General features: G+C 30.1%; 15 protein-coding genes. 8 read left to right on the top strand and 7 right to left on the bottom strand.

Annotation, left to right across the window (positions count from 1 at the left end):
* Nucleotides 1–81 precede the first annotated feature (81 nt).
* The 8 genes from EBB51_RS03935 to EBB51_RS03900 all read left to right on the top strand — a co-directional run bounded on the left by EBB51_RS03935 (nucleotide 82) and on the right by EBB51_RS03900 (nucleotide 9,772).
* The gene (locus EBB51_RS03935) at nucleotides 82–2,001 is read left to right on the top strand and encodes a BglG family transcription antiterminator (RefSeq protein ID WP_123053260.1); all 1,920 of its coding nucleotides are present in this window, start codon (nucleotides 82–84) and stop codon (nucleotides 1,999–2,001) included.
* Nucleotides 2,002–2,333: 332 nt separating this feature from the next.
* Nucleotides 2,334–2,705 (top strand): PTS lactose/cellobiose transporter subunit IIA, encoded by a 372-nt coding sequence (locus tag EBB51_RS03930; protein ID WP_207667290.1) that lies wholly within the window; start codon nucleotides 2,334–2,336, stop codon nucleotides 2,703–2,705.
* A 251-nt stretch (nucleotides 2,706–2,956) separates the two neighbouring features.
* Nucleotides 2,957–3,268: a PTS sugar transporter subunit IIB gene (locus tag EBB51_RS03925; RefSeq protein WP_123053259.1), complete on the top strand. Its 312-nt coding sequence runs from the start codon at nucleotides 2,957–2,959 to the stop codon at nucleotides 3,266–3,268.
* Nucleotides 3,269–3,557: 289 nt separating this feature from the next.
* Complete coding sequence (locus EBB51_RS03920; RefSeq protein ID WP_123053258.1) at nucleotides 3,558–4,853, top strand: PTS transporter subunit EIIC; 1,296 nt, start codon at nucleotides 3,558–3,560, stop codon at nucleotides 4,851–4,853.
* Nucleotides 4,854–4,898: 45 nt separating this feature from the next.
* On the top strand, nucleotides 4,899–6,344 hold the full coding sequence (locus EBB51_RS03915) for a 6-phospho-beta-glucosidase (RefSeq protein ID WP_123053257.1): 1,446 nt from the start codon (nucleotides 4,899–4,901) through the stop codon (nucleotides 6,342–6,344).
* 1,034 nt (nucleotides 6,345–7,378) lie between these two features.
* Entirely contained in the window at nucleotides 7,379–8,071 is a 693-nt protein-coding gene (locus EBB51_RS03910; RefSeq protein WP_123053256.1) for a Crp/Fnr family transcriptional regulator, read from the top strand.
* A gap of 319 nt (nucleotides 8,072–8,390) precedes the next feature.
* Nucleotides 8,391–8,957: a TetR/AcrR family transcriptional regulator gene (locus EBB51_RS03905; protein WP_123053255.1), complete on the top strand. Its 567-nt coding sequence runs from the start codon at nucleotides 8,391–8,393 to the stop codon at nucleotides 8,955–8,957.
* Nucleotides 8,958–8,980: 23 nt separating this feature from the next.
* A complete protein-coding gene (locus tag EBB51_RS03900; protein WP_123053254.1) occupies nucleotides 8,981–9,772 on the top strand; it encodes a sulfite exporter TauE/SafE family protein in 792 nt (263 codons plus the stop codon).
* A gap of 529 nt (nucleotides 9,773–10,301) precedes the next feature.
* Here EBB51_RS03900 and EBB51_RS03895 read toward each other — a convergent pair.
* The 7 genes from EBB51_RS03895 to EBB51_RS03865 all read right to left on the bottom strand — a co-directional run bounded on the left by EBB51_RS03895 (nucleotide 10,302) and on the right by EBB51_RS03865 (nucleotide 19,756).
* Complete coding sequence (locus tag EBB51_RS03895; RefSeq protein ID WP_123053253.1) at nucleotides 10,302–11,984, bottom strand: multicopper oxidase domain-containing protein; 1,683 nt, start codon at nucleotides 11,982–11,984, stop codon at nucleotides 10,302–10,304.
* Between the two features lie 588 nt (nucleotides 11,985–12,572).
* Complete coding sequence (locus EBB51_RS03890; RefSeq protein WP_123053252.1) at nucleotides 12,573–13,193, bottom strand: DUF3793 family protein; 621 nt, start codon at nucleotides 13,191–13,193, stop codon at nucleotides 12,573–12,575.
* Nucleotides 13,194–13,225: 32 nt separating this feature from the next.
* Entirely contained in the window at nucleotides 13,226–13,654 is a 429-nt protein-coding gene (locus EBB51_RS03885; protein ID WP_123053251.1) for a flavodoxin, read from the bottom strand.
* A gap of 336 nt (nucleotides 13,655–13,990) precedes the next feature.
* A complete protein-coding gene (locus EBB51_RS03880; RefSeq protein ID WP_123053250.1) occupies nucleotides 13,991–15,226 on the bottom strand; it encodes an OFA family MFS transporter in 1,236 nt (411 codons plus the stop codon).
* A 163-nt stretch (nucleotides 15,227–15,389) separates the two neighbouring features.
* Complete coding sequence (locus tag EBB51_RS03875) at nucleotides 15,390–16,115, bottom strand: LytTR family DNA-binding domain-containing protein (protein ID WP_123053249.1); 726 nt, start codon at nucleotides 16,113–16,115, stop codon at nucleotides 15,390–15,392.
* Between the two features lie 4 nt (nucleotides 16,116–16,119).
* Entirely contained in the window at nucleotides 16,120–17,748 is a 1,629-nt protein-coding gene (locus EBB51_RS03870) for a sensor histidine kinase (protein WP_123054970.1), read from the bottom strand.
* 124 nt (nucleotides 17,749–17,872) lie between these two features.
* Nucleotides 17,873–19,756, bottom strand: coding sequence for an LTA synthase family protein (locus tag EBB51_RS03865; RefSeq protein ID WP_123053248.1), 1,884 nt, complete (start codon nucleotides 19,754–19,756; stop codon nucleotides 17,873–17,875).
* Nucleotides 19,757–19,776 lie beyond the last annotated feature (20 nt).

Raw genomic sequence — 19,776 nt, 5'->3', positions numbered from 1 at the left:
TAACATAAAAAGCACCTCACAAAGTTAGTTATTTGGTAAGCTAACACTTTTTATCAACAATGTCAAAGGGAGGATATTAAATTGTCTCTGCTAACAAATCGACAAAAACAAATTTTATTATTTTTAACTAAGTTTAAAGGGATACTGACTGCTAAATGGATATCTAAAGAATTAGGGGTTAGCGACAAAACAGTTAGAAATGAGATAAAAGTATTACAAGGTGAAAGTCAAAAAATAGGCGCTAAAATTCAATCAATTAGTGGAAAAGGTTATAAATTAGAAATCATTAATGCAGAACAATTTCTGAAATTTTACTGTCAGTCATTTGATAAGGACGGAGATATTTCCAATGACTTTACTGATAAAAATGACCGTGTTAATTATATTATCAAGCGTTTTTTATTGGCAAAGGGTTACATAAAGATGGAAGACCTTGAAGATGAAATGTTTGTTTCTAAATCAACATTACAAAAGGACTTAAAAATAGTCCGACAAATAATGGGTACATATAAATTAAAAATTATTAATCGCCCCTACTATGGAACAGAAATTGAAGGGAACGAATACATGAAAAGAATGTGTCTATCTAACTTACTTCTTGATAATAGTGCAAATATGGTTACAGAATATAATAAACTCCAATCATATGATAAAGATTTGTTCATTAAAACTAAAGATATTCTTATAAAAAAGGTAAAAAGTTATCAAATAGAAATTTCAGATGTTTCATTGGATAATTTGGCTAAACATATTGCAATAGCTTGTAAAAGAATTAAAGAAGGGTTTATTATTGAACCATTAAATACTCATTCAAATATAGAGTATACTTTTGAAAAAAATGTGGCTAAAGAAATTGTAAAAGAAGTAGAAAGCTATACAAATTTAGAATTTCTAGAAACAGAGATTGACTATATCACTGTTCATTTGCTTTGCACGAAACTGTTCTCAGAAAAAGCATATATTGAATATAGCGGCGAGGTAGGTAAAATTGTAGATAATATTATAGACCAATTAAGAGAAGAATTTCATTGGGATTTCCGCAATGACCTTGAATTTATTCAAGGGCTAACACTACATCTTCGTCCAGCAATAAATCGTATATTATTTCATTTCAATATAAAAAATCCTCTTTTGTATGAAATTGAATTAAAATGTCCTAGTGCATTTGAAGGAGCAATTATTGCTAGTAAATGTATTGAATCATACATTCATAAAGAGGTGGATATGAATGAGACTTCATATATTGCACTTCATATTGAGGTAGCATTAGAGCGGATGGAGAGCAATAAAAGTGCTAAAAAAAGAGTCCTGGTTGTTTGTGCAACTGGTATGGGAAGTGCAAAAATACTTTACAATCGATTGCAAAAAGTATTTGGAGATCATGTTGAAATAGCTGATGCAATTAGCTGCTATAATCTTGAATCATATAACTTATCAAAGATTGATATGATTATCAGTACTATTCCAATCGAGGATAATTGTGGAATACCTGTCCAAAAAGTTGATATCTTTTTATCAGATAAAGATGTAAAGGAAATAAAAGAAAAGTTGTTTTCAAATAAAATTGATATGCATTTGCTTTTAAATTCATCAAGGGTATTTATCCATAAAAATATAAATAATAAAGAAAGTGTAATTCAATATTTGTGCAGCAAATTAGAAAAGCAGGGTCTGGTTTCACATAATTATGAGAGCCTTGTTTTAGAAAGAGAAAATGTAGCGACAACAAGTTTTACAAACTTGGTAGCTCTCCCTCACCCTATGAAATTTGGTACAAGCGAAACATTTTGGACGATTTGCACATTGAAAAATCCGATTCAATGGGATGAGCAAAGAAAAGTTCAATTTGTTTGCTTGTTAAATATAAGGAAAGGATATACGGGTGATTTAAACCAAGTGTATCAACAGTTAATCGATATTATTGAAGATAAAACGGTTGTGCAGAAATTAATTGAATGTAATTCACCGAAAGAATTAATTCAATTAATGTGTGAATATTAAATAAATATTGAAATGTTGAATATTCAAGTAGTGTAGAATAACAGAATCCCTTGAAATAATTAACCTTATCTCAAGGGATTCTGTTATTCTTTAAAAATCTTACTTAAGAATGAGAAAATCATTTGGTAGAGATTTTTCCGGAGGGATATGGAAAATGATTAGCTTAAGGGAAAATAGGATAAAGACTATAATAAAATTGTTAGAAAAAGTGGCAATGATAATATATGAAAGGGGTGAATTATAATAAAAACATTTCTTTAAAAAATAATAATATTGTTATTCTTTTTCCTACACAAATATACTAATTATTAAAAATAAAAGGGATATGCAAAATGATGATTGATAAAAATGTAAAAAGCAAAGAAAACGAAACAAGTATAAATGAAGATGAATATCTAACAGCCTTTCAGCTAATTTCAGTTGCTGGTGATGCGAGAAGCAATGCTATGGAGGCTATTCAAAAAGCTAGAGAGTTTAAGTTTGATGAAGCTGAAGACTTATTAAAAAAATCAAATGAAACCTTTATCAAGTCTCATGATATTCAGACAAGTTTATTAACAAATGAGGCAAATGGTAAAAAAAATAATATTAATATCATATTAATTCACGCATTAGATCACTTGACAATGGCTACCATAGCCATTGATGGTGCAAAAGAATTAATATCACTTTATAAAATGATTTATAATCTAAAAAGCAAATAAATATTATAGTTGATTGCAGAATTTGAAATTAAAAAGTGTGGGTAACTTTTTAGAATTTGCTTAAAATATGCAAAAAAAATATCAAAATATGTTTGTTCTCCTCCTCCGTGATTTATTATTTTGTGTGGTTACAATTTATTATATCATGGTAGAGGAAAATATAAAAGCCTAACGGCTAAAAAGCTAGGCGAATTAATGCTTGCGAAATTCCGCAAGTGACTAAAATAAATATTATTATTGGAGGGTTAAAAATGACAAAAAAAACTATTATGTTGGTTTGTACCCATGGAATGAGTACAAGCATATTAGTAAGAAAGATGCGGGAAGCTGCTGAAAAGAATTGCATAGATGCTGAAATTTTTGCTGAACCTATGTCCAATGCCGGTTTAAGTTTAGAGACAAAAGATATAGATGTAATTCTCCTCGGTCCGCAAATTAAATATGCAAAAGAGCAATTTGAAGAAAAAGTTAAAGGAACGAAAACAAAAGTTGCAGTTATTAATATGGAAGATTACGGAATGATGCGAGGCAATGAGATTCTAAAAAAGGCATTAGAACTTTAAAAAATATATTCTAAATTACTTAAGAATATAACTAGATACTCATAGTTGATTACAGAATTTGAAATTAAAAAGTATGGATAACTTTTTAGAATATATTTAAAATGTGCAAAAAAATATCAAAACATGTTTGTTCTTCTCCTCCGTGATTTATTATTTTGTGTGGTTACAATTTATTATATCATGGTGGAGAGAAATATAAAAGCCTAACGGCTAAAAAGCTAGGCGAATTAATGCTTGCGGAATTCCACAAGCGGCTAACTAGATACTCAAGGAAGGAGTAAATAATTGAATGAAAGCGCCAACAAAATTTATTGAAAACAAAATTGTACCGTCTGTATCAAAAGTAACAAATTTTAAATATTTTGTTGCTTTAAGATCAGGCTTCTTGTCTATTATGTCTTTAACGTTGATAGGATCGATATTTGTGCTAATACTTAATTTTCCTATTAAAGGGTATTCAGATTTTATGAACAATATTTTTGGGAAAAATTGGTCACCGCTTCTTTCCCAAGCGACAAGTGCTACTTATGATATATTTGGAGTTATGACTGCAGCAACATTTGCCTATTATCTCGCAAAAGAATATAAAATGAATGAACTCCAGAATTTGATATTAGCCATAGTTGCATATATTGTTATTACCCCCAAAAGCATTATTTTAAAATCAGGTGAAGTAGTAACAGGGGTTTTGCCTTTTGCTTGGTTGGGCACGAAAGGAGTTATCACAGCATTATTAATAGGAATTATGACAGTTGAGATTAATCGTCTCTGTATTAAAAAACATCTGGTTATTAAACTGCCTGAAAGTGTTCCTGATGCAGTTAGTCAATCATTTAGTTCTTTGATTCCTGGTTTGTTAATTGTTATTGCTTGTTTAGCCATTAACCAAATTACTTCTATGTCTGGATCCTCATTACATGAAATGATCTATAAATTAATACAAACCCCACTGCAAGGGATAACTGGCAGCGCAGGAGCAATGATTATAGTTGCAGGATTAAATGGATTGTTTTGGTGGTTTGGTATACATCCTACAGTCATTAATTCTTTATTATACCCATTGCTTAACGCAAATGCTCTGGAAAACTATGCTTTATTTAAAGCGGGAAAATTAACAATCGAAACCGGTCATATTGGAGTTACTCAAATGTTGGATCAATTTGCAACAATGGGTGGTGCCGGTTGTACAATCGGTTTAATAATATCAATGATTTTTGTAGCAAAATCACAGAGATTGAGCACCATTACGAAGTTAAGCGCAGTTCCAGCTATGTTCAATATAAATGAACCTGTCATATTTGGTGTCCCGATTGTATTTAATGCCCAAATGCTAATACCTATTGTATTGTCACCTATTGTTGGGGTAACTTTACCTATTATTGCCATAAAAACCGGCTTCATGCCAATATTCACCGGCGTTACGATACCATGGGCTACTCCACCAATCATTTCTGGGTTTTTATTATGTGGTTGGCAGGGAGCTGTCGTTCAACTTGTTTCAATAATTCTGATTGTAATGATATATTATCCTTTTGTTGTAGCATTGGATAAGCAATACTTAGCAGAAGAAAAGAAAGATTGCTAAAGTAATAGTTAATAAAATAAAAATATTTATTAGGAGGAGCTTTTTATGCAGAATAACAAGTTTTCAAAAGAATTTTTATGGGGTGGAGCTGCAGCTGCTCATCAATTAGAAGGTGGATGGAATTTAGGAGATAAAGGTGTCAGTGTAGCAGATTTAATGACAGCAGGGGATGTTCATACAAGCAGAAGAATCACTCCCGGAGTATTAGATAATGAATATTATCCTAATCATGAAGCAGTGGATTTTTATCATCATTATAAAGAAGACATCGAATTATTTGCTGAAATGGGATTTAAGTGCTTCAGAACCTCTATTTCATGGTCCAGAATATTTCCTAATGGTGATGATGAGGAACCAAATGAGGAAGGGTTGAAATTTTACGACAATATTTTTGACCAATTATTAAAATATGGAATAGAACCTATTATAACACTTTCTCATTTTGAAATGCCATATAATTTGGCTCACAAATATGGAGGGTTCAGAAATAAAAAATTAATTAATTATTTTACTAGATTTGCGGAAGTTGTTTTTGAAAGATATAAAGATAAAGTTAAATACTGGATGACATTTAATGAAATTAATAATCAAATGAACACATCAGATAATTTTGATAGCTTCACCAACTCAGGAATTTTATATAAAAGTGGAGAAAATAAAACCGAAGCGATGTATCAGGCATCACTTAATGAATTAATAGCTAGTGCAAAAGCAGTTATATTAGGACATAAGATTAATTCTAATTATAAAATTGGGTGCATGATGAGTTTTATACCAATTTATCCGGTGACTTGCAAACCCGAAGATGTCTTTTTATCATTGCAGAAGATGCATAATCGATATTTCTATAGTGATATCCATGTGCGTGGAGAAATACCAGTATATGTACTAAAAGAATGGGAAAGAGAGAGATATCATATTGACTATACACCTGAAGACTTGGAAATTCTCAGAGCTGGTACGGTGGATTTTATAGGGATGAGTTACTATAAATCCAAAACAATTTCCAGTACATCAATAGATAAAAGTTACAATTCTGGCGAATTTGAACATGAGGTTAAAAATCCGTACTTAAAAGCTAGTGATTGGGGATGGCAAATAGATCCGATTGGCTTGAGGTATGCATTAAATTTATTAAATGAGAGATATGGTAAACCTATATTTATCGTTGAAAATGGATTGGGTGCATATGATAAAAAAAATGCAGACAATGAAATCAATGATGATTATAGAATAGAATATTTGAGAAGTCATATCATAGAGATGAAAAAAGCCATTGCTTTAGATGGGGTAAACGTGATTGGCTATACACCTTGGAGTGCAATAGACTTAGTCAGTTCAGGAACAGGTGAATTCGAAAAAAGATATGGTTTCATTTATGTTGATAAAAATAATGAAGGAAAGGGTACATTAAAAAGATATAGGAAAAAAAGCTTTTATTGGTACAAAAATGTAATAGAATCAAACGGTAAAAACTTGTATAGTTATTAGCTATTTAAAAATAATCGGTTCATTGTAAAATTAATTGCAGCAGTAACATTGAATAAAAAAAATATAACAACCATAGTGAGAAATTGTGTATGATTTAGGTACCCAATCCAAACATACGGGAGGTCTTGGCTATGGCTGTTAGAACTAAGTTTTGATGTGATATAAAATTATTATAACACCTTGGTCTAATAAATCGAAAAGGTGTATCTATTTTGTACTAATGACACAAATCATTTAACATTGATGTAATTCTGTTATTATGCTAAAAGTTAATTTTATTAGCAGTTTTAAGGTTTTTTTACTAAATATAAAACAGAGATTTTGCACCTAAAATTTTTTAGACCGGTAGTCCAATGTCATCAACTTAATATCGAAAAATGTGGATAATATGCTTTGATGTTAATAATTTTAAAGAACAAAGGATTATAAGCGGTATTTCCACATTTTTTGCATAAGAAACAAGTCATAGAAATATGTAAATCTAGCAACGGCGACTCCTGCATATTGATTTTTATCATATTCAAATTCACTGCGCAATAGCTCTGTATTGGGTAATTCTATTTGAACACTTGAACAAATAGTCCTCAATCATCATTTTACTTGTTAATAGACATTTACTAAAGCTTTTTTTAAACTTCATCTTAATCACCCATAATCATTATAGATACACAAAAGTGTGTTATTTTCAATAATTGGAGCGATTTTCAAATTTCAAGTGTCTTTTTAAAATAAATATATTTTTTATCTGTAAAATTAATAATAACTAGAATGATTTAGCGTTATTCTTAAATCTTCCTAGTTATTTACATTTTGATTTGATGACATTAACCTAACGGTCTGCGAGCTTACCAGCTCTTCAAGTAAGTGTAAAAAAATAAAATTCCGGTAAAAATAAAATTTTCACTGGAATTTAAGTGTTAAATTTCTGAGTTAGCAATGTTTCGATATTATTACAATTGCTTTTATATATTAGTTATAATATAATGATTATAAAACTTTAGTAATATGAATTATAAGATAAAGGTGATTTATTTATGTTTGAAGAATATATCCACATATTATCGAAGTCCATCATATTTGAGAATATAGATGAAAATAGTATAAGCTTAATGTTGAATTGTATTAATCCTAAAATAGATAACTTTAAAAAAGGTAATTTGATTGCCATAAGTGGAAGCAAATTTGAAAGTGTTGCTATTATATTACATGGAAAAGCTGCTGTAGTTAAAGAAGGTGCTTCAGGAAACAGAATGTTTATGATAACTTTAAACCCAGGTGATATCTTTGGTGAAATGGCTGTTTTTTCAAGAAAATCTATACTTCCTGCAACAGTTGAAGCTCAAGAGGATTGTATTATTTTATTTTTGCCAGGCAAAAAAATAATAAGTCAATGCTGCAAAGCATGTACATGGCATCATACACTTATAAGCAACATACTTATGATTATATCTGATAGAGCATTAAAACTCAATAAACACATTGAATATTTAAATATCAAGAGTATAAGAGCTAAAATAAGTACTCTTTTAATTGAGCAATATAAAAAGTCTGAAAATGATACTTTCAAACTTCCATTGAAACGAAACGAACTTGCAGATTTTTTAAATGTATCAAGACCATCACTTTCAAGAGAGATGTGTCATATGAGAGATGAAGGACTCATTGACTTTCATAGATCATCAATTCATATTAAAAATGTAGAATTATTAAAAACTATGGCTGAATAAGATTTAAAAATGTACTAGTAAAAGATGTTCCCTTTCCAAGTTCACTTTTTACACTAATCATGCCTTCGTAGAATTACAGCAAGAAAACCACCGCTGCTTGTCTCGGTGGTAATTAACTTCACTTAGTATATAATTAATTTACACATCCGTCATACCACGTGTCTATATTATCTTGATAAACAGAAACACATACTTATTAGCTTTCATGTATTATATATTAAATGAAATTTCAAGAATTACTTATTTACAAATAAAGAAGGAATTTATATAATAATGTTATACTTTAAATGAACCATCATTCATAATAGAAGGTGATATTATGCCAAAGATAATAAAAGATGTTGAGAAAACTATTAGGAATTGTGCTATTAAATTGTTTGTTGAGTTTAGCTATGTTAATGTTGATATGAAAATGATATCTAAAAAATCTGGAGTAGCTGTTGGGACTTTATACAATTACTATAAAAATAAGAAGCAGCTTTATCTAAGTATACTTAAAGAGAGCTGGGGAAATACATTTAATAAGCTTGATTCTATAAATACACTTGACGTTTCTTCGGAAGAAAAACTTAGAAAATTCATAAAGACACTTTATGAAGATATTGAATCAAGAAATGGTTTAGGGAAAGCTTTAATAAATACTTCAGCAGATGAACTTAAAAATGATAAAGAGATTAATGACTTAAAAAATAGATTAATTTTAAGAATAGAAAACCTCTTTAAATGTCTTAACAAAGTAGATACTCTTAATACATGTTCCAAGATTGATACTAGATTAGCAGAATCTTTATTAGTATCTATATTAATGATGTTAGAATTTCATCCAAATGATAAAGAAGACAATATTAACTTTTTAGATAAACTTATAAATTTATCTATAAAATAGAACATCAAAGGAGATATATTTTTATGAATTTAGTATTTCATTTATTAGCAATATGTATTGGTGTTGTCACTGGTGGTATAACAAGTCTTATAGGTGCTAGCGGAGTTATGGTTATAGTTCCTATTTTAACTATGCTCTTTAAAGTTAGCGTTCATACCGCAATAGGTACAAGTCTTTTTGTAGATGTTATAGCTTCTTTAACGGTAGCTTATTCTTACTACAAACACGGTAATATAGAACTTAAGTCAGGTATGTGGATAGCTTTAACTTCTATCATTGGAGCTCAATTAGGTGCATCGCTTGCAAGTAAAATGGGAGAAAGTAAACTGTCCTCCTGGTTTGGAGTTATATTAGTTATTGCAGGTTTATCAATGATTCGTAAGAGCTTTAAAGAAAAAAGTGATTCATCGGATAATTTAAATAAACATATTGAATTTAAAAAGGAATGGCAAAGAATATTAACAGCTTTAATTATAGGATTAGGTATAGGAATATTAAGTGGAATATTCGGAGCTGGCGGTGGAGTTATGATACTTCTAGCTCTAATAATAATAATGTCATTTCCACTTCATAAGGCTATAGGTACTTCTACTCTTATAATGGCTATAACAGCACTTTCCTCTACTATCGGTTATGCAGCTAGAGGCAGCATAGACTTTGTATTGGGAATCTTATTATCTATAGGTGCAGTAACTGGCGGAATCTTGGGTTCTCGTTATGCCAATAAGGTTAATGAAAAGACATTACAAAAGATTGTAGGTATATGCTTTACGGCGATGGGTATAATTATGACTGCAATAGAAATAATAAAGTAAATTGCAAAAGCATAAACAGCCACACATAGCTTCTAGTTCCAAATTTAGTTTACACTCCGGAGTATGCTGACAAAATGAAAGCATACCCCTGCGTGCAAACTAAGTTTTAAGCTAAAAGTAATGTATAGTTATTTTAATTTGCAAATCAACTTACACGCAGAGACATATATACAGCCTGAAGACACATTAAAAACTTGTTAAAAGTTTTTACAGTGTCAAAGGCTGTATATATGTCCCGGAGTGTAAGTTAAGTTGCAAGCTAGAAACCCTTAAAACATTACAATTAACTATATATTGTATTTTTATCACTTGTTTGATTTCTTATCCTTTACTACTGCAATAATTATAGCAGCTAAAATAAGGGCTAGGACAAATAAAATTTCGGATGCCACTTTAATCACCCTCTATAAACTCACTTATAATATAATACAATTAATCTTCCTGTCTTATGACATCTATTATATTTTTCTTAAAATAATTGGCAAGTCAAGAGTTGACTTGCCAATTATACACTTTAATGAATTTTCATTTAATCAATTAACTTATGAGGTCTCATTATGTCATTATTTTTATGATCTAAATTATGGCAATGCCATGCATATCCAGGTCCTGTTGTAGGATTAAAAGGATATAAATTTTCTCTTGGTTTAACATATCTAGGATCAACATCCTGAGGTGCAAATCTTATTACTATCCTTGTTACCTCTCCCGGGTTAACCCTAACTGTATCTTTCCAACCTAATTCATTTTTTTGCGGCTTTCTTGGTTCACCTTCAAGATATTTTTCAACTGAAATATTTTTAGCTGAATGATCTAATTGTAGATCACCATTTTCCTTTATCCAGTCATTTGTGTAGACTTTTTTATTAAAATTTTGTCTATTTAAAACTTGAAATTGAACTAAATGTAAATGTATCGGATGTGTATCTTCTGTAAGATTTATAATTTCCCATTCTTCTGTAGATCCAACTACCAGACGTTCAAAAACAGGCGATTCTCCTGTTTGACCATTTAGTAAAACTTGTACAGAACCGTTATCACCCGTGACTTTAAATAATACTAATATTCTTTTAGGTGAATCAGTTATAAGTTTTGGTATTTGATTTAGTCTCTCTGGCAAATTATTTGGTTTCCTGCAAACTGAATTCATCACAGTAAATTGCATTACCTGTCCAACTGTTTCATGATCTGGTGGAGTTCCATTTGGGAAAGGCGCATTTGCATGATTTTCTAAAATTATTTTACTTCCAGGTCTTAATGAGGAAAAGTTTACAATAATCTCTGCACGTTCACCTGGTGCAAGGAGCAGCGAAGTAAGTCTTACAGGCTCTCTCAAGTAGCCGCCGTCACTAGCAATTTGAATAAATGACATACCACTTGAAAATTGCAATTTATAGAATCTAGCATTAGAACCATTTAATAATCTAAAACGATACTCATGTTTTTTAACATTCAAGTTTGGCCATACTTTGCCATTAACCATAATTGTATCTCCAAAAAACCTTGGATTCCAATAAGAATGAACTTTTTGGTTCACTTTAGCGCCTGGGAAGTCAAATGAACCATCTACATTAAAAGATCTATCTTGAATTACAATTGGTATATCATACCTTCTAGCTGGCAAGCAATTTCTTCTACTTTCTAGTTTATTTGCTGGATCTCTTACTATATAGAAACCTGAAAGCCCCATCAAAACATTTAATCTAGCTATAACAAATGTATAATCATGATACCATAGTGTTGCAGCTTCCTGTTCATTTGGATAATTATAATTTGAAGTTACAAATTGAGATCCTGTTACATATTCACCCTTGGTAAACCATGCCTTAGGGTGTCCATCAAAAATAGAATGATTCTCCCCACCATGAATATGCGGAACTATTCGATTGGATTTACTTAAGTCATTTATCCATTGAACATTGATTGGTATTCCCCTTACAGCTTCAAATGTTGGGCCCGGTGAACTTCTATAATTATAGAAACTTTTACAACTTAAATTATTTATTACTCTTCCTCCATATCCCCAAACTGTAGTTTTCGGAAACCCCCTTGGCAAGATAGACTGCTTAAATTGACTTATAGTAACTACATAATTATAACTTATTATATCCCCTGTATTCGTATCTCTTATGACTTCTGGATAATATACTGGAGGAATTTTTAACTGATTAATATATTTAGGAATCAATATAGGTTCAAGATGAATACTCATATATATTCCCTCCTCTAAAGAATATCTATTTATTAGCTTTTGTGAAGCTTAACATAAAATTATATACTTTTATCTACACCATAATATGAATTTTTAACAAGTTTTGTACCACTGTATGTTAACTCACACTTTAAAAAATGCTAAGCATTTTTTAGAGGACAGAGGACAATGGACAGAGAAGGTTGATTTTTTGCTAACGCAAAAAAATCCTTAAATTTATATAAGTTAGCAGCAGAAGTTTAGCAATTAAAAAGTTTCTAGGACAACAGTCCTTTGGATTATAAAGGTTTATGAGTATTTACAATAGAATTAATAAATTCCGATTTTTACTGGAAATTGACTTATTAAGATTTCTTGGTGTAAGAGTAAGTGTAAAAAAATAAAATTCCAGTAAAAATAAAATTTTCACTGGAATTTTGATGCTAACTCTCCGCTTGCTTAGGAGAATACTCCTGAGAAACAAAAGAATAAGGGTTTCTTTTAAATTAAAGATTTTTTGCAGCACAGCGGAGAAAAATCAACCTTCATTGTCCTCTGTCCTCTGTCCTATGTCCTCTGCTTTGGTTCCTGTCCTCTGTTTTTACAGGCTTATATTTTAATTGTATGTGAACACAATGTCTTTACAATCATCCTCAAATCAGTTTTTCTCTCAAGAAGTTTCACTGTTATATCTTTAGAACGATCATAATTTTCAAAAGTCTCTAAGGCAACTTTACTATCGTGATAAACCTTCCAATATCCACAGTATATACATCCACTGCCATTATAATTTATAAAATCCTCTACATCTTTAATAGGGATTCCTAAAAATATACCTATTTCATGAGGACATGCACATTCAAGATACCTTAACTTCAATAAATTCAAACATTCATTCAGCGACATTGAACTAGAATATCCAAATTTCATTAAAAACTTAATATTATCTTCTTCAAATATAGTTTTAGATAATAGTTTCTCATTATAAAACATTAATATTTTTAAATTGGGCTCCGATTTAATTTCATAAACATTTAAATTTATCTCATTTAAATATTCGCTGCCATATTTACTCCATAAATCATACATGGATTTGTACTTATTGGAAATTGTAATTATAGTTGATGGCTTATACCCTGATATTGTAGGCGATATAGCATACGTAATAAGATTTACCATATATTCTTTGTCTTCTCGATTTTCAATAAAATTTAATATATTATTGTTCATATTGTTTAATATACCTTTCAAGACTTCAAAAGTTAATTGGCTAAATCCCTACCAAAGTCTCTGCATTCTTCCTCAGCCTCACCTTCTGGAGCCTCATTTACAATTAATCCATCATTTATTACATCTGCACCATAATCTTGTTCCATTTTTTGAGTCCAGTCTTCCATCCACTGACCGCTTCCCCAGCCATATGAACCAAATAGTGCAACTTTTTTGCCTTTTAAAACATCTGCAGCCGATTCAATAAAAGGTTCCATTTCAGACTCTTCTATAACTTCATCCCCCATTGCTGGAGAACCTAGAGCTACTATATCTGCGTCAGTTATATCATCATTTGATGCTTCAGCAACATTTAACAGCGCAACATCTGCTCCTTTTTCTTTTGCTCCTTCTGATATTAATGAAGCCATAGCTTCAGTATTTCCTGTGCCTGACCAATAAATTATATTTACTTTTTTCACAACAATCACCTCTACTTAATTGATAACAAATTCCACATTTAGGCTTTATAATATAAATTATTTTTCTATTTGTAAATACTAAAACTTATAAATTCACCTGTGGGTATAGTCAAAAAAAAACTTATACTTAACAATTCCCAATATAATAGTATATTTGCTCATTTTCAGCATAATTTATTCACATCTAAAGATAAATTTGAAATGAATATCTTCATAAAAAAAGTGACAACTCACGATCGCCTTTATAGGATTTCTAATTTCAAGTTGTCACTTAAACATATTTACTTTTAAATAAAATTTCTATTCACATAATATATATACAAGATATAAATTGACTTAAGCTGCCGCACATGTATGTGAATTTGTAGAAGTTTGCTCCTCTTTCTTTGGTGGTTTTATCACTGCAAGTATTACTACAGAAATAATACAAAGTACACCTATAATCAAAAACGTAGGTTTAAATCCTCCCACTAAAACTGATATAAAAGATCCTGATAAAGCTCCTATTCCAAATCCTTGATATATAATTCCATAATTTTTAGTCTGATTTTTAAGTCCAAAGAATTCTCCTACTATAGTTGGATATACTGTAACATTTCCTCCAAAACAGAAAGCAATTGCGCTTACGCAGGTAAAGAAAATTCCAAAATTCAAATGTACGGAACTCAAAGTAAATACTGACACAACCGTTACTATAATAGAAAATTGCACTACTTTAATCCTTCCAAGCTTATCTGATAAAGTTCCAAGTACAAGCCTTCCTACAGTATTGAATATAGCAACTAATGCTACAGCATTAGCAGCAGTTACAGCATCTAATCCAGCAAGCTGCATTCCTATATCTTTAACACTGCCTATCATATAAAGTCCGCTCATAGCTGCACTAAAGAAAACTATAAATAAAAGATAAGCTTCTTTTGTTCTAAGCATTTCACCTACAGTAAAATTAACGTTTTCAACATTACCTACCAAATTATTGGAATTGGTATTTGGCTCAACAGGTGCATCTTTCAAAAACTGAGCTCCTACAATTATTAAAGCCATTGCAATTATTCCCCACCATATAAAAGCTTGTGATATTCCCTTTGAAGAAATAAGTCCTCCATTTAAATACTTGAATATTAAACTTCCTGTTCCATAAGCTCCTACAGAAATACCTGATATAAGTCCTTTTTTTTCAGGAAACCATTTTATAGCATTAGAAAGTGAAGTAATATATCCTATACCATCTGCTGCTCCTAAGATAATACCTGCTGTAATATATAACATTGCAAGAGAAGATGCCTTTGATGTAAGAAGAAGTCCAATACCTAATATAAATCCACATATTGTAGTTAATTTTCTTATTCCCAATTTTTCTTGCAGTTTACCTGCAGCTAATGTAGAAAAAGATAGAGCAAAACTAGTTATTGAAAATGTAAGGGCTACTTTACTTACCGGCCATCCAAACTGTTTTGAAATAGGCTGGTTAAATAAACTCCATGTATAAATTGTTCCAAGTCCTATCTGAGCAATTATTGTACCTAATATTACTATCCAGCGGTTCTGTTGTCCTTCATATGTATTTTCCACTGCGCTCACTCCTTAATTTATAATGATAATAAATCATTTAACTAATTTACCATCATTATAATCTTTCCGTGAATTAAAATTGTTATTTTGGAATGAAATGCAGAAATATCTACATAAAATGCATTTATATATGTAATAGGTTGCAATTGTTATATATCAAAACTTATATGTTCATTATCTTCTTGAATTCCTTTATATTACTTCTGCTTACTGGCACCTCAAAAGATATGTCTTTTAACCTCAAATTATAAGTATTGTTAAACCAAGGTATTATCTCTTTTATTTTTGTTGTATTTACTATATAGGATCTGTGACACTTAAAAAATCTGTCTTTAGGCAAAGTATTATAAAATTCAGATATACTGCTATTTATAGAATACTCTTCTTTCTTAGTAAATACACTGGTTGTTCTCTCTTTAGCTTCACAATAACATATATCATCTATATCTACTACTATTATTTTTTCATTTTTCCATAGATTTATCTTATTTGATATTCTATTTTTCGAAGAGCCGTTATTATGTTTCTCCCTATAATTTACTTCTAACTTTTTTAACATAGACCTAATTCTAGATTCATCATAGGGTTTCAGTATATAGTCAAAAGCTTCCACTTCAAAAGCTTCTACTGCATGTTCTCTATAGGCTGTTATAAACACTATATAAGGTTTTCTAGAAAATTTGCTTATACTTTTAGCAAGTACTACCCCATCAATAGATGGAATATTTATATCTAAAAATATAACATCAACTTCATTTTCTTCTATAAATTTTAACGCATCAAGACCATCCTCAAATTCATTTACTATCTTTATGCTGCTATAATTTTCAACAAAATACTTAAGTTCCTGTCTAGCCAAAAATTCATCTTCAACTATTATAGCTTTCATAACCTCACCTCTTTATAAAAAATTCTATTTTCGTGCCCTTTTCCAACCTTTTAATATTTAGTCCTTGTCCATAAATTAATTTTAACCTAGAGTGTACATTGTAAAGTCCTATTTTGTTATTTGGCATATTGTCTGAATAAACTCTATCTATTATATCCTGGCTTATGCCCACGCCGGTGTCAGCTATGGAGATTTTAACCTTTTCTCCTTCATCTTTTACACTTATCTTTACAGTACCTTTACCTTTTTCTTTTAAAACTCCATGAATTATGGCATTTTCAACTAAAGGCTGTATTATAAGGCTTGGCATTTTAACATCTACCTCATCTATATCATAAATAATATTAATTTTATCTCCAAATCTAGCCTTTTCTATCTCTACGTAATCCATAACTTGTTTAAGTTCTCTTTTTATATTTATAAACTCATCATTTAATTCAATATTAAATCTCAAATAACCTGATAAATTTATTATAAGTTCTCTTGCCTTGTCTGGATTAATTCTTATGGATGAAGCAATGGCATTCAGTGCATTAAATAAAAAATGAGGATTAATCTTAGTTTGAAGAGCTTTAATTTCCGCCTTATTTGCCATCTCCTTTATTTCTTCAACCTTTGAAACTTCCATTAATGTGGATATAATCTGAGAAAGTCCTATAGCCAGTGCTCGAACAGAATATGTTATCTTATTGTTCTTAATGTAATATATTTTCAAAGCGCCTATAACTTCATCTTTATCTTTAAGGGGTATTATAATAGCAGATTTTAATTTAGGACTTTTATTATCTATATTTGTTTCCTTTATTATAATTTTACCACTACTTATAGCTTCTTTAGTAGTGTCATTTATTATTTCATTTCCTATATTGTAATATTCCTGTCCAACTCCAACATAAGCTAGTATATACTTATTATCAGTAATTCCTACTGCATCAGCTTTTATATCTTCTTTTATAATAGTACATATTTTTTTTAAAGATTTACTATTTATGTTTCTAAAATAAGGCAAGGTTTTATTTGCAATATCTAGAGCAAGTTTCGACTGCTTAGCTGCTATCATTTCCTTTTCATCTTCTACATTTTGTACCAAGAGCACAATAAATCCCACATTGACCTCACCTACTATCATTGGAAATGCTATTTTAGACACTATATCAATTCCTAAAGAATGCGGCCTTGCAAATAAAAGTATGAGAAGCATTGTTATTACTTCACACAACATCCCTGCTATTATACCTGCCATCCATCTATATTTTTTGCCAAAATGTTCATTTATATACCCGGACACAATTCCTGCTGTTATACTACTTATAAGGCATGGAAAGGAAGTTACTCCATTTACATCTATCAAATATCTATGTATTCCAGATACTACTCCTGCGGCAACTCCAACAAAGGGTCCAAATAGTATTCCCCCTGATATTATTGTAACTATTCTTACATTTACAAGAGAGCCCTCTACTTTTGCCCCTGTATATGTTCCTAATACCGCAAAAAAGCTAAATATTATTGCAATAATTATAAGATCCTTTTTTTCATGGTTTTGCTTTTGGAATATACTTCTGAAATTTTTTATTCTAGTTATAATAAATATACCTATAATAAGTAAGGCTGCCCTTTCCACAAATTCCATTAATATGTTATAAATATCTGTCAAAACGTGTCCTCCCTTCTGTTGGATGTACCTTAAGTTCAAGCTTGGGGCTGCCGCACTAAATTTTTTTAGTGCGACAGCCCCATATAAACTAAATTCAAGATTATTTTGCCTCTTCATTAAACTTTTTTAACAAATTATGATTTAAAACATCATCTGAATACTCTAATTCTTTCTGTGCACTTACCTTCTTTTCTTTAAGTTTACTAGTTTCTTTAATTTCTTTTCCAGTACTTATATCATAGTACTTGTTTAATTGAGATAAATAAAATACATTTCCATCTGTAAAAGATCCATTTCTAAAGATAACCAACTCATTCTTAGTATTAAAAATATCACTTCCAAGTAAATAATTAGATGGCAAGTTATACAAATTTGCAAGAGTTGGATACAAATCCACTTGACCTGAGTAATTATGATATACTCCACTATTCTTATCATCTGGGAAGTGAATTATTAAAGGCACTTTTTGCAGCTCCATCCAACTTAAATCACTTCCATTTTTTATATTCAAAAACTTGTATAATAATTTGTCTTGGTTTTTTGGTATGGCATAATGATCTCCATATATAACTATAATAGAATTTTTAGTCATACCCGAATCATCCAGTTTCTTTAAAAACATACCAAGCTGCTCATCAGTATAATGTATTGACTTAATATAGTCTCCTAGCAGTGTATCTTTATACTCGCCTACATCAAAATTGCCATAATGCTTAACATCATCAAATGGGAAGTGACTGCTTAAAGTTATAAGGAAACTAAAAAACGGCTGTTTCTGTTTACTTATAATATTAAAAGACTGATTTAAAAATGATTTATCACTAATACCCATTCCAACAACTTCATCAATGTTAAAGTCACTTTCAGAATAAAATGTATCATATCCTTCTGCCTTATTCATTGCGTTCCTATTCCAAAAATCTCCCCTATATCCATGCAGTGCAATGCTTGTATATCCTTTTTTATCAAGTGCCTTTGGAAGAGAATTAAATTCATTTCCACAATAGAGATATGCAGCTGCACCTTGGCTTGCTGGATACAATGAATTATTAGTAATAAGTTCTGCATCTGAAGTATTTCCTGCTGAAACTTGATAAAAGTAATTGTCAAAATATGCACTTTTCTTGAGCCATACATTTAAATTAGGCGTAATTTCTTCGCCATTAATTGTCTTATTTATGACAAATTGCTGTAATGCTTCTACCTGTATCACTATAAGATTTTTTCCTTTTGCCTCACCTGTTAAAATACGTGTTCCATTTGGAGTATTACTTTGAAAATAATTTTTAATTTCATCTTCTTTTTGAGGAGATATTACTGTATTTTTTTGAATTGTCCTGTATACAAAATTATATGCATCAAGTACATGAAAGTCCAAATTTCCTAACTTTTCTGCAATATATATCCTATTATACATCGTAGTTATAAGGTTAGGTTGTTCTACTGAAAGTTTGTATATATAATTTGCACTGCCAAAGCAGCCTACAGCAAGCACAATTATAGATGATATAATTCTTGCTCTTAAAGTATTTTGTTTTTGAGGCATTACTTTAAATACTATATGTGGAAGTAAAATTATATCTATAAAGCATAAAAAGTACTGCCATTTTAAGAGACTGCCTATACTAGATTTTACAGGTCCAAGCAGCAATCCATTTTCAATTATTGAAATAGATGTTATATCCCTAAAGTATTGAAAATAAATTAAGTCTATAAATATTAAAATAGTTAAAATTATATCTGATATGTATAGAAAAGTAACCCTTTTTCTCTTTTTTAGCATGAGTCCAATTCCACAGATAACTAAAATAGAGGTTAAAACTGGTGGATACAATTCTTTAGCCGAAAAATACTGCTTTTGAATTTGAGCACCATATGCAATAATTTTTACGGACATAATTCCTATAAATAATATTATGTCTAAATTGTTTAATATAAAATTTCTAAAACGTTCAAAAGATACATAGCTTTTAATATTTTTCATAATTAAAATTCTCCTGTACT

It is taken from the genome of Clostridium sp. JN-1, assembly GCF_003718715.1.
Classification (GTDB): Bacteria; Bacillota; Clostridia; order Clostridiales; family Clostridiaceae; genus Clostridium_AV.
This window is presented reverse-complemented; position numbering and strand designations above follow the sequence as displayed.

Coding starts and splice junctions, on each gene's coding strand:
- EBB51_RS03930 (WP_207667290.1), top strand. CDS start 2,334: ATGATGATTGATAAAAATGTAAAAAGCAAAGAAAACGAAACAAGTATA.
- EBB51_RS03925 (WP_123053259.1), top strand. CDS start 2,957: ATGACAAAAAAAACTATTATGTTGGTTTGTACCCATGGAATGAGTACA.
- EBB51_RS03920 (WP_123053258.1), top strand. CDS start 3,558: ATGAAAGCGCCAACAAAATTTATTGAAAACAAAATTGTACCGTCTGTA.
- EBB51_RS03915 (WP_123053257.1), top strand. CDS start 4,899: ATGCAGAATAACAAGTTTTCAAAAGAATTTTTATGGGGTGGAGCTGCA.
- EBB51_RS03910 (WP_123053256.1), top strand. CDS start 7,379: ATGTTTGAAGAATATATCCACATATTATCGAAGTCCATCATATTTGAG.
- EBB51_RS03905 (WP_123053255.1), top strand. CDS start 8,391: ATGCCAAAGATAATAAAAGATGTTGAGAAAACTATTAGGAATTGTGCT.
- EBB51_RS03900 (WP_123053254.1), top strand. CDS start 8,981: ATGAATTTAGTATTTCATTTATTAGCAATATGTATTGGTGTTGTCACT.
- EBB51_RS03895 (WP_123053253.1), bottom strand. CDS start 11,984: ATGAGTATTCATCTTGAACCTATATTGATTCCTAAATATATTAATCAG.
- EBB51_RS03890 (WP_123053252.1), bottom strand. CDS start 13,193: ATGAACAATAATATATTAAATTTTATTGAAAATCGAGAAGACAAAGAA.
- EBB51_RS03875 (WP_123053249.1), bottom strand. CDS start 16,115: ATGAAAGCTATAATAGTTGAAGATGAATTTTTGGCTAGACAGGAACTT.
- EBB51_RS03870 (WP_123054970.1), bottom strand. CDS start 17,748: ATGGAATTTGTGGAAAGGGCAGCCTTACTTATTATAGGTATATTTATT.
- EBB51_RS03865 (WP_123053248.1), bottom strand. CDS start 19,756: ATGAAAAATATTAAAAGCTATGTATCTTTTGAACGTTTTAGAAATTTT.